This window comes from Klebsiella sp. K-3, from assembly GCF_051207495.1.
Taxonomy (GTDB): domain Bacteria; phylum Pseudomonadota; class Gammaproteobacteria; order Enterobacterales; family Enterobacteriaceae; genus Klebsiella; species Klebsiella aerogenes.
This window is the reverse complement of sequence record NZ_JBPNXF010000004.1, coordinates 151,042-167,248: the sequence shown is the minus strand read 5'-3', so window position 1 is coordinate 167,248 and position 16,207 is coordinate 151,042. Positions and strand designations below refer to the sequence as shown.

At 53.6% G+C, this 16,207-nt stretch carries 13 protein-coding genes and 6 tRNA genes; 11 read left to right on the top strand and 8 right to left on the bottom strand.

Features of this window, described 5'->3' with window-relative positions:
• The first annotated feature begins 8 nt into the window (after window positions 1-8).
• The gene (locus tag ACSEMK_RS07725; RefSeq protein WP_087860079.1) at window positions 9-752 is read left to right on the top strand and encodes a LytR/AlgR family response regulator transcription factor; all 744 of its coding nucleotides are present in this window, start codon (window positions 9-11) and stop codon (window positions 750-752) included.
• Window positions 753-792: 40 nt separating this feature from the next.
• Here the strand turns inward: ACSEMK_RS07725 and glk are convergent, their stop codons facing one another.
• Complete coding sequence (gene glk / locus ACSEMK_RS07720) at window positions 793-1,758, bottom strand: glucokinase (RefSeq protein ID WP_113374457.1); 966 nt, start codon at window positions 1,756-1,758, stop codon at window positions 793-795.
• Between the two features lie 264 nt (window positions 1,759-2,022).
• On the opposite strand from glk, the gene ACSEMK_RS07715 reads away from it, so the two are divergent.
• Complete coding sequence (locus ACSEMK_RS07715; protein WP_430914729.1) at window positions 2,023-3,258, top strand: ion channel protein; 1,236 nt, start codon at window positions 2,023-2,025, stop codon at window positions 3,256-3,258.
• Here the strand turns inward: ACSEMK_RS07715 and ACSEMK_RS07710 are convergent.
• Complete coding sequence (locus tag ACSEMK_RS07710) at window positions 3,255-4,916, bottom strand: alpha-keto acid decarboxylase family protein (protein WP_113374459.1); 1,662 nt, start codon at window positions 4,914-4,916, stop codon at window positions 3,255-3,257. The two genes, ACSEMK_RS07715 and ACSEMK_RS07710, sit on opposite strands and share 4 nt — an antisense overlap.
• A 176-nt stretch (window positions 4,917-5,092) precedes the next feature.
• Between ACSEMK_RS07710 and mgrA the strand changes: the two genes are divergently transcribed.
• Together mgrA and ACSEMK_RS07700 are read left to right on the top strand one after the other, a co-directional pair.
• Entirely contained in the window at window positions 5,093-6,085 is a 993-nt protein-coding gene (mgrA, locus tag ACSEMK_RS07705; RefSeq protein WP_308959045.1) for an L-glyceraldehyde 3-phosphate reductase, read from the top strand.
• A gap of 127 nt (window positions 6,086-6,212) precedes the next feature.
• Complete coding sequence (locus ACSEMK_RS07700) at window positions 6,213-6,578, top strand: DUF2502 domain-containing protein (protein WP_087860074.1); 366 nt, start codon at window positions 6,213-6,215, stop codon at window positions 6,576-6,578.
• A 40-nt stretch (window positions 6,579-6,618) separates the two neighbouring features.
• Here ACSEMK_RS07700 and ACSEMK_RS07695 read toward each other — a convergent pair whose 3' ends face one another.
• Window positions 6,619-7,854: an Nramp family divalent metal transporter gene (locus tag ACSEMK_RS07695; RefSeq protein ID WP_430914727.1), complete on the bottom strand. Its 1,236-nt coding sequence runs from the start codon at window positions 7,852-7,854 to the stop codon at window positions 6,619-6,621.
• A gap of 345 nt (window positions 7,855-8,199) precedes the next feature.
• On the opposite strand from ACSEMK_RS07695, the gene nupC reads away from it, so the two are divergent.
• The gene (gene nupC, locus ACSEMK_RS07690; RefSeq protein ID WP_013878156.1) at window positions 8,200-9,402 is read left to right on the top strand and encodes a nucleoside permease NupC; all 1,203 of its coding nucleotides are present in this window, start codon (window positions 8,200-8,202) and stop codon (window positions 9,400-9,402) included.
• A gap of 55 nt (window positions 9,403-9,457) precedes the next feature.
• On the opposite strand, the gene ACSEMK_RS07685 is transcribed toward nupC, so the two are convergent.
• The 3 genes from ACSEMK_RS07685 to ACSEMK_RS07675 all read right to left on the bottom strand — a co-directional run bounded on the left by ACSEMK_RS07685 (window position 9,458) and on the right by ACSEMK_RS07675 (window position 12,044).
• Window positions 9,458-11,641 carry an EAL domain-containing protein gene (locus ACSEMK_RS07685; RefSeq protein ID WP_430914726.1) on the bottom strand — a complete coding sequence of 728 codons (2,184 nt, stop codon included), beginning with the start codon at window positions 11,639-11,641 and terminating at the stop codon, window positions 9,458-9,460.
• Between the two features lie 210 nt (window positions 11,642-11,851).
• A tRNA-Ala gene (locus ACSEMK_RS07680) sits at window positions 11,852-11,927 on the bottom strand.
• A gap of 41 nt (window positions 11,928-11,968) precedes the next feature.
• Window positions 11,969-12,044, bottom strand: a tRNA-Ala gene (locus ACSEMK_RS07675).
• A gap of 219 nt (window positions 12,045-12,263) precedes the next feature.
• Between ACSEMK_RS07675 and ACSEMK_RS07670 the strand changes: the two genes are divergently transcribed.
• Window positions 12,264-12,617, top strand: a complete 354-nt coding sequence (locus tag ACSEMK_RS07670; protein WP_013878158.1) for a YfeC-like transcriptional regulator — start codon at window positions 12,264-12,266, stop codon at window positions 12,615-12,617.
• 7 nt (window positions 12,618-12,624) lie between these two features.
• Window positions 12,625-13,020 (top strand): YfeC-like transcriptional regulator, encoded by a 396-nt coding sequence (locus ACSEMK_RS07665; RefSeq protein ID WP_087860071.1) that lies wholly within the window; start codon window positions 12,625-12,627, stop codon window positions 13,018-13,020.
• A gap of 55 nt (window positions 13,021-13,075) precedes the next feature.
• On the opposite strand, the gene gltX is transcribed toward ACSEMK_RS07665, so the two are convergent.
• On the bottom strand, window positions 13,076-14,494 hold the full coding sequence (gltX, locus tag ACSEMK_RS07660) for a glutamate--tRNA ligase (RefSeq protein WP_020078209.1): 1,419 nt from the start codon (window positions 14,492-14,494) through the stop codon (window positions 13,076-13,078).
• A gap of 258 nt (window positions 14,495-14,752) precedes the next feature.
• Here gltX and ACSEMK_RS07655 point away from each other — a divergent pair.
• The 4 genes from ACSEMK_RS07655 (at window position 14,753) to ACSEMK_RS07640 (ending at window position 15,152) form a co-directional block, all read left to right on the top strand.
• Window positions 14,753-14,828 (top strand) — tRNA-Val (locus ACSEMK_RS07655).
• A gap of 46 nt (window positions 14,829-14,874) precedes the next feature.
• Window positions 14,875-14,950: transfer RNA gene (locus tag ACSEMK_RS07650), tRNA-Val, on the top strand.
• Window positions 14,951-14,996: 46 nt separating this feature from the next.
• A tRNA-Val gene (locus tag ACSEMK_RS07645) sits at window positions 14,997-15,072 on the top strand.
• A gap of 4 nt (window positions 15,073-15,076) precedes the next feature.
• A tRNA-Lys gene (locus tag ACSEMK_RS07640) sits at window positions 15,077-15,152 on the top strand.
• A gap of 66 nt (window positions 15,153-15,218) precedes the next feature.
• On the opposite strand, the gene ACSEMK_RS07635 is transcribed toward ACSEMK_RS07640, so the two are convergent.
• Window positions 15,219-16,145, bottom strand: coding sequence for a LysR family transcriptional regulator (locus ACSEMK_RS07635; protein WP_047037069.1), 927 nt, complete (start codon window positions 16,143-16,145; stop codon window positions 15,219-15,221).
• Between the last annotated feature and the right edge of the window lie 62 nt (window positions 16,146-16,207).

Sequence of the window (16,207 nt, the reverse complement as noted above, 5' to 3'; positions counted from 1 at the left end):
GAGAAAACATGAAAGTCATTATTGTTGAGGATGAGTTCCCGGCGCAGCAGGAACTCACCTGGTTGATTAATACTCACAGCCAGATGGAGATTGTCGGCACCTTTGATGACGGTCTCGACGTGCTGAAATTCCTGCAGCACAATAAAGTCGATGCCATCTTTCTCGACATCAATATTCCCTCTCTGGATGGCGTGCTGCTGGCGCAAAATATTAGCCAGTTCGCGCATAAGCCGTTCATCGTTTTTATCACCGCGTGGAAAGAACATGCGGTGGAAGCCTTTGAACTGGAAGCGTTTGACTACATCCTAAAGCCTTATCAGGAATCGCGGATTATTAATATGTTGCAGAAACTGTCCAGCGCCTGGCAGCAACAGCAGCAGGTGGCGGTAAGCGGCACGCCCGTGCACAATCCAACCCGCGAAAACGACACCATTAATCTGATTAAAGACGAGCGGATCATCGTCACCAGCATTCACGATATTTATTACGCGGAAGCGCATGAAAAAATGACCTTCGTTTATACGCGCCGTGAATCATTCGTCATGCCGATGAACATCACTGAATTCTGCAGCAAGCTGCCGGCTGCGCACTTCTTTCGCTGCCACCGCTCGTACTGCGTCAATCTGAATAAAATTCGCGAAATAGAGCCATGGTTCAACAACACCTACGTCCTACGGCTACGCGACCTTGAATTTCAGGTACCGGTTAGCCGCAGTAAGGTGAAAGAGTTTCGCCAGTTGATGAATCTGTAGTGAGATGGGCGGCGGCAGACGCCGCCCGACTGAAAGCGACTTAAAGGATGTGCCCCAGCGTCTGGCGCAGATGCGCGCCAGAGCCCAGCAGGCCTGGGTTATCGTGAACGATGAGATAGACCGGTATATCCTGCACATAGGCTTTAAAGCGCCCTTTATCTTCAAATCCGCCGCGGAAACCCGACGCTTTAAAGAATTCAAGGAAACGCGGGACAATGCCGCCCGCGATGTACACGCCGCCGAATGTGCCGAGTGTCAGCGCCAGATTGCCGCCAAAGCGCCCCATAATGACGCAGAACAACGACAGCGCGCGGCGACAATCAATGCAGGTATCCGCCAGCGCACGTTCAGTGACGTCCTTCGGCTGTAGGTTTTCCGGCAAACGGCCATCGGATTTAACAATCGCCCGATACAGATTAACCAACCCAGGGCCGGACAAAACGCGTTCGGCGGACACGTGGCCCAACTCGCTGCGTAGCTCTTCGAGAATAATGCCCTCTTCTTCACTATTCGGCGCGAAATCAACGTGGCCGCCCTCGCCCGGCAGGCTCACCCAGCGTTTATCAACGTGTACCAGGTGCGCTACGCCAAGACCGGTGCCTGCGCCGTAGACTGCGATCGGTTTACCTTCCGCCGGTTGCGCGCCGCCGAACTGGATCAGATGCTCGGCTTTGAGCATCGGGATCGCCATCGACACCGCGGTAAAATCATTAATGATTTCCAGATGCGCGAATCCGAGGTTCTTTTTCATCTCGGCAATAGAAAAAGCCCAGGTATGGTTGGTCATCGCCACCCAGTCGCCGGTGATGGGGCAAGCAATGGCGATGCAACCATCATCAACCTTCACGGCTTGTTCGTCGAGATAGACGCGTACAACGGCCTCAAGGCTTGGGTAATCGAGCCCGGAATAAGTTTTAGCGCGGGAAATCTCCCCGCTTGCGATATCACATAACGCCAGACGGGCGTTAGTTCCACCGACGTCTCCTACTAAAGCAAATTTTGTCATTCCGTTACGGCTCCGCTAAAGTCAAAATAATTCTTTTCGCACACTGTAAATTCATGGCGACATAACAACAACGACCAACGTACAGCCGCCGGTAGTTTAGCGACATTGGTCACAATTAGACTGTAATCTATGTAACACGGCATCTTATTTCATACACGCAACGTCAGGTTTGGCCTTAAGTTTATCGTTTCAGCACCATTTGCGCCGAAGCTCTTTACAGAGACAGGCAAAGTAGCGCTTCAGGACATTTAAAAGGAACCCTTCATGCTGCACCCGCGCGCCAGAACGATGCTGTTGTTATCAATACCGGCCATTATTATTGGCATCGCTTCCAGCCTGGTATTGATTGTGGCGATGAAGATCGCCGCAATTCTGCAGAGCATCTTGTGGAGCGACCTGCCGGCACATGTCGGCATTGCCGCCGATAGTCCGCTATGGATAATAGCCATCCTCACTCTCACCGGGATTGCCGTGGGGCTGGTGGTCCGTTTCAGTCCTGGACATGGTGGGCCAGATCCGGCAACCGAATCCTTAATCGGCGCGCCCATCGCCACCAGCGCGCTACCGGGGTTACTGGCGGCGTTGATTCTCGGCCTCGCCGGCGGCGTTAGCCTCGGGCCGGAACATCCGATCATGGTCGTCAATATCGCGCTTGCCGTCGCCCTTGGCTCGCGTCTGTTTCCGCGGGTAAGTTCGCTGGACTGGACAATTCTTGCCGCGTCGGGAACCATCGGCGCGCTGTTCGGTACACCGGTTGCCGCGGCGCTTATTTTTTCGCAAACGCTCAATAGCAGCAGCGACGTTCCGTTATGGGACCGGCTGTTCGCGCCGTTGCTGGCGGCGGCGGCAGGCGCATTGACGACCGGTATTTTTTTCCATCCCAATTTCACCCTACCAATCCCGCACTATCCGCACCTGCGCATCGTCGATATCATCAGCGGCGCGATTGTCACGCTTATCGCCATCGCCGTCGGCATGGTCGCCGTGTGGTGTCTGCCGCGTCTGCACGCGCTCGTCCACCGCTTGAAAAATCCGGTGTTAATGCTCGGCATCGGGGGTTTTTTACTGGGGATCCTGGGCGTTATTGGCGGCCATATTACGCTGTTTAAAGGCCTGGACGAAATGCAGCAACTGGCTTCCAGCCAGACGCTTGGCGCCGCTGATTTTCTGCTCATTGCCGTGGTGAAATTGGCGGCGCTGGTGCTGGCGGCCGCCTGTGGCTTTCGCGGCGGGCGTATTTTCCCGGCGGTGTTTGTCGGCGTCTCGCTGGGGCTAATGCTGCATGCGCACGTTGAAGCGGTACCGGCCGCCATTACCATCTCCTGCGCGATCCTCGGTCTGGTGCTGGTCGTCACCCGCGATGGCTGGCTGAGCCTGTTTATGGCGGCAGTGGTGGTACCGGATACCACCTTGCTGCCGCTGCTGTGTATCGTGATGCTTCCGGCCTGGCTACTGCTGGCCGGGAAGCCGTTGATGATTGCCAGGCGCCGCGGCAATTAGCTGCGGTTGTTGCGATTTTCCAGCGCCTGAGTGACAGCGCGTAAGAAATCAGGAATATCCATTTTTGGCAGCATGACTTCGACCATCGTTAGCTTATCGGAGTTAACGCTATCGGCCATCGCCTCCGCCAGCTCGCCGGTTTGCGATACCCGCCAACAGCGGGAAGGCGTATCCGGCGCAAAAGCATCAGGGAAGCGGCTCCAGTCCCACAACGCGATATCGTTGTAGCGCTGTTCCGGCCCGTGAATCGCGCGCTCGACGGTGTAGCCCTCATTATTCAACAGCAAAATTAACAGTTTTTGCTTATCGCGCAGCATCGAGCTCATCTCCTGGATAGTGAGCTGCGCGGCGCCATCGCCAATGATTAATACCACCCTTCTGTCCGCGGCAGCTGTCTGCGCGCCGTAGGCGGCAGGCAGCGTAAAGCCAATTGAGCCCCATAGCGGCTGCACCAGCAGCGTCGCCTGCGAGGGAAGTTTTAATGAGGCGATGCCGAATGCCGAGGTTCCCTGATCGGCAAGAATAATATCGCCCGGCCGCAGCTGTTTCTCGACCGTACTCCAGAAGCTTTTCTGCGTCAGATTGCCCTGCGGCGCGCCGGAAGCGTCGGGCGCGATGATATCTGGCGCGCTCCATTCCGCGGACAGCTTGCCAGAAACATCAATGAGGGCCGCCAGCGCCTGATCCATCGGGATCCGGCTGAACCAATGATCGCCAACCCGTGCGGCAAACGGCTGGATTTCGATGGTTTTCTCCGTTGGCAAATGATGGGTAAAGCCGGCGGTAATCGTATCGGTAAAGCGCGTACCCACGCAGATGATGGCATCGGCGCTTTCCATCGCCTCGCGAGTCTGCGGCGCGCTGGCGATCCCGCTATAGGTCCCGGCAAAACCTGAGCCTTGTTCGTCAAACAGCCCTTTTCCCATCAGCATGGTGGCGTGGGTTATCGGCGCGGACTTAACCCACTGCTGTAGTGTGTTTTGCAGACCGTAACGCTGAGCGAGAAAATCCGCCAGCAGCGACACGCGGCGACTGCTGCGTAACAGTTTGGCCGCGTGCTCACGAAAGCCGGCAAGCTGGTTTTCATCGGCCGCCGGGCCCTTAATCACCAGCGCGCGGGCTGGCGGCACCGCGCGGGCTTTCGCCACGTCGGCAGGCAGCATCAGATACCCTGGGCGGTGGTGGGTCAGCATGTCGCTTAATACCCGGTCAATTTCGTGACAGGCGTTGCCAGCCGTTAGCGTCGCCTGGGTACAGGTAATTTGTTCGCTCATCCGCGAGAAATGGGTGAAATCGCCATCGCCGAGCGTATGGTGCAGCAGTTCGCCGCGCTGCTGCGCGCCGGTAGAAGGCGCGCCCACAATATGCAGTACAGGGATATGTTCTGCATAACTACCGGCCACCCCATTTAACGCGCTTAACTCTCCTACGCCGTAGGTGGTTAGCAGCGCGCCGGCGCCTTTTATGCGCGCATAGCCGTCAGCGGCGTAGGCCGCGTTCAGTTCGTTAGCACAGCCGACCCATCCCAAATTTTGATGGGCTATCACGTGATCGAGAAACTGTAAGTTGTAATCACCAGGCACGCCGAACAGGCGATCGATACCACAATCTACGAGACGATCCAGCAGATAATCGCCAATGGTGTAAGTCGGTTGCATATCCATAATCCTTGTTATTGTGCAGGTAATCTGAGTATTAGATATGCGCTTTACCTGTCCAGATTGTGAGCAATAAAGAGGGTGGAAAGCAAAATTTACGCGTTTTCCCCATATACTCCGCGTACAACATTGATTAGTGTAAACGTATACACACCCTGTTTTGATGCGGAGGAAGTATGGTTTACCAGGCAAGCGACACGCGTTATCAGACCATGGAGTACCGCCGATGCGGGCGCAGCGGCCTGAAGCTACCGGCGATATCTCTCGGCCTGTGGCATAACTTTGGCGATGAAACACAGGTAGAGGTCAGCCGCCAGTTGCTGCGTCACGCCTTCGACCTTGGTATTACCCACTTCGACCTGGCGAACAATTACGGTCCACCGCCGGGATCGGCTGAGAGCAACTTTGGGCGGATCCTGAAAGAAGATTTTCTGCCCTACCGCGACGAACTCATCATCTCCAGTAAAGCCGGCTATACCATGTGGGATGGTCCTTATGGCGACTGGGGATCGCGCAAGTATCTGGTCGCCAGTCTCGACCAGAGCCTGAAGCGGATGGGTCTTGAGTACGTCGATATCTTTTATCACCACCGCCCGGACCCGGAAACGCCGCTGGAAGAGACCATGCGCGCGCTGGATCATCTGGTTCGCCAGGGAAAAGCGCTCTACGTTGGTTTATCGAACTACCCGCTCGAGCTGGCGCGTCAGGCTCTCGCTATCCTCAACGATCTCGGCACGCCTTGCCTGATTCACCAACCCAAATATTCGATGTTTGAACGCTGGGTGGAAGAAGGATTATTAGCGATGCTGCAGGCCGAAGGCGTGGGAAGTATAGCGTTTTCACCGCTGGCTGGCGGCCAGCTGACCAACCGCTACCTCAACGGTATTCCGCCAGACTCGCGCGCAGCCAGCAATAGCCGTTTTTTACAGCCGGAACAGCTCACCGCCGAGCGGCTGGAAAAAATCCGCCAGCTTGACGCCCTTGCCGGGCGCCGCGGACAGAAGCTTTCACAGATGGCGTTAGCCTGGGTACTGCGTGAAGATAAGGTGACGTCAGTGCTGATCGGCGCCAGTAAGACAGCGCAACTGGACGATGCCGTGGGCATGTTAAGCAACCGCCAGTTCAGCGCTGAAGAGTGCGCCGCCATTGACGCGATCCTTGCGGTGTAAACTCATTTTTACTTTGGCAAAAAATGCTATTTCTTGCGATTTAAGAGTTCCCTGATGCTACGCCTCTTTACCGGCTCGTAATATCTGGTTAACAGGTCATTTAAGACCCGATCGTGAGGAGAAGAGTATGTTCAGGTCACTGATTCTGGCTGCGGTACTGCTGGCGTGCGCGCCGGTTATCGCCAATGCTGGTGAAATCACCCTGCTGCCATCGGTAAAATTACAAATTGGCGATCGTGACGGTTACGGTAACTACTGGGACGGTGGCGGCTGGCGCGACCGTGACTACTGGCGTCGTCATTATGAATGGCGCGATCATCGCTGGCATCGCCATGATAACGGCTGGCATCGCGGTTGGGATAAACGCGGCTGGGATCGCGGTCGTGCTTACGAGCGCGGTTATCGCGAAGGCTGGAACGATCGCCGTGGCGATTGGGGCGGTCGTCACGGTGGCTGGGGCGGTGGTCGAGGACATGGCCACGGGCACCACTAATTGATAAAGGGAGCGAAAGCTCCCTTTTTTGTTGTCCGCCTTAATCTAATGCGGAACCAATAATCAGCCAGCCGTTCAGCGCCACCACAATCACCACAATCAGCCAACCGATGCGTTTTACCCACCGACTGTTTACCAGATCGCCCATTAACCGCGCATCGCTGGTAAAAATCAGCAGCGGCACCAGCGCCAGCGCAATCCCGAAGCTCAGCAACACCTGACTCATTACCAGGATACGCGTCGGGTCCAGCCCCATCAAAATCACGATAAACGATGGCAGCATGGTAATTGTCCGGCGAAACCACAGCGGAATATGGAAGCGGATAAACCCCTGCATCACGACCTGCCCGGCAAGCGTTCCGACTACAGTCGACGAGAGACCGGCGGCAACCAGACTGAGACCAAAAATCGTCGCGGCGGCATGGCTAAGCAGCGGCTCGAGAGTTAAATAAGCCTGGTCGAGATCGGCCACTCCGGTGTGACCGTTGAAGTGAAACGCAGCGGCAGCGGTCGCCATCATCGCCAGGTTAACGAAGCCGGCAATGGTCATCGCAATCGCCACGTCCCAACGCGTGGCGTTATAGCGTTCTTTGCGCGAGCCGTCGTGCAGGTTTTGCGTCAGCGACGAGTGCAGATAAATAACGTGCGGCATAATCGTCGCCCCGAGAACCCCGGCGGCAAGGAATACCGCTTCGCCATTCGGCAGGCTCGGAATAATCATACCTTTGGCCAGCGGCGCTATCGCCGGCTGCGAGAAGATAAGCTCGACCACATAGGCCACCGCCACAAACAGCAGCAGCCCGCCGATGACTTTTTCCAGCGGTTTCTGCCCGCGACGCTGCAACATCAGGATCAGGAAGGTGGCGACGCCGGTCAGCACCGCCCCCTGTAATAAGGAAACGCCGAGCAGCAGCTTAAAGCCGATGGCTGCACCGATAAATTCAGCCAGATCGGTCGCCATGGCGATAATTTCCGCCTGTAACCAGTAAAACCACACCACCGGGCGCGGGTAATGGTCGCGGATCTGTTCCGCGAGGTTTTTACCGGTGGCGATACCGAGCTTGGCCGATAACACCTGAATCAGCATCGCCATCAGGTTCGCCCATACCACTACCCATAACAATTGATAGCCAAAGCTGGCGCCAGCCTGGATATTCATGGCGAAGTTACCCGGATCGATGTAGCCGATGGCAGCAATGAATGCGGGCCCCATCAGTGCGAGCCTCATCTTGCGCGCTGCGCGACCGCTGCTATTCTCAACGCGACTGCTAGTCATTTTCTGCCCCTGGAAATATAGCCTTTGCTATGTTTAATGCTATCAAAATGCGAATGATTATCAAGTTCATTTAGAAAGGTGATAATGATTGCTTTGATAGGAGGGAACGATAGTAGGCCAAACAACAAAACGGGCGTGAAGATGTGGACAACGCGCCTTTCATCAGATTAGTACATTAATGCAACTTTTAATACCTTTGCATAACATAACAAAAATGTACGATTGATCACTATTTTTGTTATTGGTCACATATCCTTGCAATAGTGTGGATTCGATCTCGTTTTATTTAGGCTTGTTGCATAGAATGTGCACGGAAATTTAACCTGCCTCATATTTGGAGCAAATATGGACCGCGTCTTGCATTTTGTCCTCGCGATCGTTGTGGTGGCTATACTGGCCTTGCTGGTCAGTCACAACCGTAAGCAGATCCGCATTCGTTATGTTATTCAATTACTTGTTATTGAAGTTTTGCTGGCCTGGTTCTTCCTGAACTCCGATGTCGGTCTGGGTTTCGTGAAAGGCTTTTCTGAGATGTTCGAGAAACTTCTCGGTTTCGCCAACGAAGGCACCAACTTCGTATTCGGTAACATGAACGATAAAGGTCTGGCCTTCTTCTTCCTGAAGGTTTTGTGCCCAATCGTCTTTATTTCCGCGCTGATTGGTATTTTACAGCATATTCGCATTCTGCCGATTGTCATCCGCGCTATCGGTACCGTGCTGTCGAAAGTTAACGGCATGGGCAAACTGGAATCCTTCAACGCCGTCAGCTCGCTGATCCTCGGCCAGTCGGAAAACTTCATCGCCTATAAAGATATTCTCGGCAAAATGTCGCGCAACCGTATGTACACCATGGCGGCAACCGCGATGTCTACCGTTTCGATGTCCATCGTCGGTGCCTATATGACTATGCTGCAGCCGAAGTATGTGGTTGCCGCGCTGGTGCTTAACATGTTCAGCACCTTTATCGTCCTGTCGCTGATTAACCCGTATCGCGTTGAGCAGAGCGAAGAAAACCTGCAGATGTCCAATCTGCACGAAGGTCAGAGCTTCTTCGAAATGTTGGGCGAATACATTCTGGCAGGCTTTAAAGTAGCGATTATCGTTGCAGCGATGCTGATCGGCTTTATCGCGCTGATCTCCGCACTCAACGCCCTGTTCGCCACCGTCACCGGCTGGTTTGGTTACAGCATTTCCTTCCAGGGGATCCTTGGCTACATCTTCTACCCGGTTGCGTGGGTGATGGGCGTGCCGGCGAGCGAAGCGCTGCAGGTCGGCAGTATTATGGCGACCAAACTGGTGTCTAACGAATTCGTGGCGATGATGGATCTGCAGAAAGTGGCAGCGACGCTCTCCCCGCGTGCGGAAGGTATCATCTCCATCTTCCTGGTCTCCTTCGCCAACTTCTCTTCTATCGGCATCATCGCCGGGGCGATTAAAGGCCTGAATGAAGAGCAAGGTAACGTGGTTTCTCGCTTTGGTCTGAAACTGGTTTACGGTTCCACGCTGGTCAGCGTGTTGTCAGCCTCTATCGCTGCGCTGGTACTGTAATCTCAAACAGACGTTAATAAAATAACAAGCCGGGCTGTAGCATCGCCCGGCTTTTTTACGCCTTCAATTCGCTTAACGGCTGCGGTTTGCCAATCAGGTAGCCCTGCAAATAATCGACGCCCAGCGCCAGTAACATCGCCTTCTGCGCCTGGGTCTCTACGTACTCTGCGACGACCGTTAACTGTTTCGCCCTCGCGATTTCGATAATGGATTTGACGATAATCGCATCAAGCTGGTCGCTCTCGATTTCGTGCACGAAGCAGCCGTCAATTTTTACGATATCCGCCTGCAGGCTTTTCAGACGCTCATAGTTAGCGTAACCGGTACCGAAGTCATCAATGGCGATAGCGCAACCGAACTCGCTCAGCAGCTGAATATTATGCATGCTGGTATCCGCATTCGAGAACGCCTGTTCTTCGGTTATCTCAATCGTGATATAAGCAGGCGAAACGCGATAACGCTTAAACAGCGCGATAATCTGTGCGGCGCTATCTTTTTGCATCAGCGTATACGGCAGCAAATTAACGGAGAAACGTCGGCCGGGATGTTGATCAAGCTGGCTGAACAGCGTTTCCAGCACCAGCATATCGAAGCGCTGACTGAGGTTGAACTGTGCAATAAGCGGAATAAAACGATCGGGGGTGATAATCGTCTCGCCGCAGCGCATACGGGTGAGGATTTCGTAATAGCCTTCCCCTTCTGCATTCTGAATCGGCTGCGCATATAACAGAAGATTACGCTCGTTCAGCGCTTGTTTAATTTTCGTCAGCATCCGCACCTGTTCGGTCGTTTGATCGGAAACCTCTTCCTGCGCAGTATCTAACGCCAGCACCCGCTGCACGGCACCAGCCTGCTCCGATAGCCAACTAAGCTGGCCGAGCATGGGATGTAATTCCGTCTCAATACCGCTGTAGCTGCCCCACGCCGCGCCAAACTCTAAATCGAGAACGTGGTTATGCCAGTTAAATTTTGCGTGGTTAAGCATCGCGACAATGTGATTTAGCCGCGCAGCCGGATCCGGCCCTTCTATCACCAACAATAACTCGCTACCAGGGAGCTGATAAGTTTTATCGCGGTGATCCAGGAGCGGCTGCAGGCGGCGGGCTATTTGCCGTTTGCACTCTACGCGCATCATCATGCCGTAATGGCGGCTAAGGAAGTCCAGGTTTTCGATGCGCAGACTGCTAATAACCACCCGCGGCGACTGGCGCAAATGTCCCTCCAGAGCCCGCAGATTGGGTAACCCGGTTAACGGATCCTCTTCAGCCCGATCGCGCCAGCGTTGTTTAATTCTGTCGCTACGCGAATAAATATCCGTCATGTAAAACAAACAAATCGTGAATGAAATTAGCACCGACAGGACAAATGACAAGGAGTACCCCGATTGAACGCCCTGCAGAAAGTTTTTGTTATAGGCGACTAAAAAGAATGCCGAAATAGCCCACGTAATGCGAATTAACTCATGCCCCAGCCGCCCAATACCAACGAAGTAGAGAATGAAAATAATTGGCACCAGATATCCGGCAATTAAATCGGAATCAAAAGGCGCGCAAAGCACCAGCATGATTGTGATTAATGCTATAAACCAATACACGGTAAAAGTTCTTTTTTCTTTCACCAGCCACGGTTGACAATGACGGGCCCAAAAAACCCGCCGATAACGTGGGCTAACTATCATTCTCATCGGATAATAGAAAGCGGTCGTAAAGATTAAGGCGGCGCATATCAACGCCTGGATATCAATAACGGAATAGATGATCGAGGCGGTACTAAAGTAGCTGGAGACGGCAAGCGGGAAAGCGAAGAAGCGCCCCGCCAGATACATCGTCAGCTTAAGCAGGATGGGGGCAAAGAAGCCGCCCCAGAAGATACGGCGACCAATATGGCGCTTGGCCGGCCTTCCGCTACGCCATTTTTTCCCCGACAACGAGCGCATGATTGCGAAGGTGAAAAAGACGGAAAATAACTGACAGAATAACAGGATAGCGGCCTGCGTATAAGTTAGATCTATTATAAATGTATTAGTAATTGCAAACGCAACAATCAAGGGAGCAACGGCGTAACGACCGAAAATACAAATGGTTGCGTACATGACGCTTAATGGTAGCCATGCCAGATAAATTTGTTTTCCGTCGATAAGGGTTTGCGGAGAAATTAATCGAGAAAGCGGAATAAAAATCAAACAAACAATTAACGCCAGCAGAGTTTTTTTAACTTTGATGTTAAATATGTCAGTCATTATTGTTAATCAACACCTCTGCGGCTAAAAAATTATAAGCAATCAGAAAATAGTATGTTGGTTAATAATGGCAGGCAAGAAAATAAACCGAGAAAAATTCCTAAATTACGTTGGTTTTTATTTGCTCGATACACGCTGACGTAAGCTTAACGTCATTTACATTGACGGCGCCAAAAGCAAAAACCCCCGCCGTAGCGAGGGTTCGATTTTTGGTGGAGCTAAGCGGGATCGAACCGCTGACCTCTTGCATGCCATGCAAGCGCTCTCCCAGCTGAGCTATAGCCCCACAGGACCTCTTTACGAACCAAATCCGCTGGGTGCAGAATTTGGTGGAGCTAAGCGGGATCGAACCGCTGACCTCTTGCATGCCATGCAAGCGCTCTCCCAGCTGAGCTATAGCCCCGTAACGTAAAGCGTGTCGTGTTGACGGGCGGCATAATATGAATTCCTTCGCCAGGTGTCAACGGCAAAATTACCCCTCCTGATTCAATCGCTGAAAAAGCAGGCAAATAGCTGACAATGCGAGCCTTATCGCAGGCAGGCGTTAAACATGTCACTATTTCCTGTAAAAGGATGCTATAACATGAAGCACTAATTCCCACATATTTACTCAGGAAATAGTATGCTCAAGGAACGAATGACTCCGGAAGAAATTGCGCATCTAACTGGCTTTAGCCGACAGACGATTAATAAATGGGTTCGTAAAGAGGGGTGGCAAACTTCTCCGCGGCCTGGCGTACAGGGAGGCAAAGCGCGTCTCGTACACGTTAACGAGCAGGTACGGGAGTTTATCCGCAATGCCCAGCGCGTAGCGGAAACGCCCTCGCCCTATTCGGTCGCTGAGACCGATCTCGAACCCTTATTGCTTACGCTCTGCAAAGAGATGACTCATCGCGAACAGAAGCAGCTAATGTCGCTGCTGCTACGCGAAGGCATTACCGGGTTGTTAAACCGTCTTGGAATACGCGGCCAGTAAAATAAGAATGATGAAACTAAAAGAAAAAATGACGCCTGCGGAGCTTGCCGAGGTTCTGGGTCTGGCCAGACAAACGGTCAACCGTTGGGCGCGAGAACAAAAGTGGCGAACCGAGGCGATTCCCGGCGTCAAAGGCGGGCGTGCGCGTTTGATTGTCATCGACCGGCCAGTGATTGATTTTCTGACCAATATTCCGGCATTTCGTCATCTGAATGAAGAGTATCAGCTCGCCGAACAGCCCGGCGGCTACTTTATCAATGAAGCGGATGCGGTATGGCGGCAAATCGCCGATACGCTGCAGTTAATGACCGCCGCAGAACAAACTCACCTTCGGGATCTACTTGCCCGCGATGGCATTAGTGGCTTCCTGGCGCGGTTAGGTATTAGCCCCGCGACAAAATAGCGGCGAAAAAAAACGGCAGGATTAACCTGCCGCTTGCTTTAGCTTACGCTCGGCCTCAGGACTGCTGGCTTTCGCGCTCGGCGATAAACGCCAGCGCTTTGTTGATACGTTCAACGCTACGGGATTTACCGATCGCGTGAACGGTGACGTCCAGCGCCGGAGACTGACCCGCGCCGGTCACGGCCACACGCAGCGGCATGCCCACTTTCCCCATACCCACTTCCAGCTCATCGGCGGTCGCCTGAATCGCATGGTGGACATTTTCCGCCGTCCAGTCGCTAATGGCTGCCAGCTTATCGCGAACCACTTCCAGCGGCTGACGCGCCACCGGGCGCAGGTGTTTCTTCGCCGCATCGGCGTCGAACTCGGCGAACTCTTCATAGAAGTAGCGGCAGCTCTGGGCAATCTCTTTCAGCGTTTTGCAACGCTCGCCCAGCAGCTTAACCAGCTCGGACAACTGCGGGCCGTTACGGGTATCGATATTTTCCTGCTCAATGTGCCACTGCAGATGCGTCGCCACATATTCCGCCGGCAGCGTGTTGATATAGTGATGGTTTAACCACAGCAGTTTATCGGTGTTGAACGCACTGGCAGACTTGCTCACCGCGCCCAGCGAGAAGAACTCGATCATCTCTTCGCGAGTGAAGATCTCCTGATCGCCATGAGACCAGCCCAGGCGCACCAGATAGTTCAGCAGCGCTTCCGGCAGGTAGCCGTCGTCACGGTACTGCATCACGCTCACCGCGCCGTGGCGCTTGGAAAGTTTTTTACCGTCATCGCCGTTGATCATCGATACGTGCGCATACACCGGCACCGGCGCATTCAGCGCTTTAAGAATGTTGATCTGGCGCGGGGTATTGTTGATGTGGTCTTCGCCGCGGATCACGTGGGTGATCGCCATATCCCAGTCATCCACCACGACGCAGAAGTTGTAGGTCGGGGAGCCGTCGGTACGGCGAATGATCAGATCGTCCAGCTCCTGGTTGCTGAATTCGATCGGCCCGCGGATCTGGTCGTCAAAGATAACCGAACCTTCCTGCGGGTTGGCAAAACGCACGACGCACGGCTCGTCGGCGGCGTGATGCTGATGATCATGGCGGCAGCGACCGTCGTAGCGCGGCTTTTCACCGTTAGCCATCTGTTCTTCACGCAGCGCGTCGAGACGTTCTTTCGAGCAGTAGCATTTATATGCTGTGCCTGCTTCCAGCATTTCATCAATAACCGCGTTATAGCGATCGAAACGTTTAGTCTGGAAATACGGGCCTTCGTCCCATTCCAGATTCAGCCAGTTCATCCCATCCATGATGGCTTCAATTGCTTCCGGGGTGGAGCGTTCGAGATCGGTGTCTTCAATACGCAGCACAAACTCACCGCCGTGGTTACGTGCAAAAAGCCAGGAATAGAGAGCAGTACGCGCACCGCCAACGTGCAGATAGCCTGTTGGGCTTGGCGCGAAGCGAGTTTTGATTTTCATGAAATGGCCTTACGTTTAATAAAGATGCCGATAGCCGGCAGTGTTCTTGGAATTGATAGGGGAATATTCTAACACCACAGGCTGATTCCTCAATGTAGATCCCGCCTCAACATCACGCTTTACCATTTTTGTTTATAAATCATACGCCGAAGCTGATTTTGCGATCGCTTTGTTTAATTTTACGACGAACAAACAAATTATTTAGAAAAGGCGTTGACTCAATTTCAACTCTCCCTATAATGCGACTCCACACAGCGGGGGTGATTAGCTCAGCTGGGAGAGCACCTCCCTTACAAGGAGGGGGTCGGCGGTTCGATCCCGTCATCACCCACCAACTACTTAAAGTAGTCTCCGCCGTGTAGAACAGAAAATTGAGAAGTGGGTGATTAGCTCAGCTGGGAGAGCACCTCCCTTACAAGGAGGGGGTCGGCGGTTCGATCCCGTCATCACCCACCACTTTCTCGCCAGCTGGATTTTCTGTCAAAATGTGAAGTACCGAAGTGGGTGATTAGCTCAGCTGGGAGAGCACCTCCCTTACAAGGAGGGGGTCGGCGGTTCGATCCCGTCATCACCCACCACTTCGGGTCGTTAGCTCAGTTGGTAGAGCAGTTGACTTTTAATCAATTGGTCGCAGGTTCGAATCCTGCACGACCCACCAATGTAAAAAGGCGCCCTAAAGGCGCCTTTTTGCTATGCGCAGAGCTCAGCGCCCAGGCAAAAAACTTCAGCGCTGATACAGCGGGTCCTCAATTCTGGCTGATGTCAGGTTTGCGCCCTCTTCTCGCACGATTTCCCACAGCGCCTGCGCCGCGGTCGACAGCGAACGGTTTTTTCGCTGCGCCAGCATCAATTGGCGTTCCACAACCGGGGTTAATCTTTTTACCTGCAAACGGCTGCCCTGCGGCAAGGGTAAAGCCAGCGCCGGCAGTACGCTAATACCAATCCCCGATTCCACCATCGGGAATAGCGTCGCCGGATGACCAATCTCCTGCACGATATCGGCTTTGATGGCGAAACGCGCCAGCGCGGCATCAATCAGCGGCCGACTGCCGGAAGCATAGTCCTGCAATACCAGCCTCTCCCCTTGCAACTCCTGCCAGTTGACCGATGACTGCCGGGAAAAGCGGTGATCCTCACGACATAACAACAGAAAAGGTTCCGCCAATACGGACTCGCACTGCAAGTCTGCCGCCGTCCCCGGATCGATAACGATACCAAAATCAACCTCTCCCTGACGGATACTTTCCAGCACCCACTGCTGCGGCCTGTCATGCAGTACGAAATCAATATCCGGATAGCGGCGATTGCTATGAGCGATGCATTGCGGGATCAGATGCGCCGAGATGGTCTGGCTGGCGGCGACGCGCACGGTCCCCGTCAGCTGCTGCCCTACCCGCCCCGCTTCGCGCAGGGTCACATGGAGTTCATCAAGCAAACGCTCAAGCTTGCCCGCCAGCTGATGGCCTGCTTCGGTGAGCACCACTTCACGCGTCGTTCTGTCGAGCAAACGTACGCCGGTCTGGTGCTCCAGTTCCTTAACGCTATGGCTCACTGCCGACTGGCTAAGACCAATAATTTCCCCGGCACGGCTAAAACTGCGCGCCCTGGCGACGGTGACAAAGACCTTTAACTGACGTAACGAATAATTCATCTGTTTTATTCATGAATAGATGCAATAAATCAATTTTATTTCTCAAAACAAAGAAAGCACAA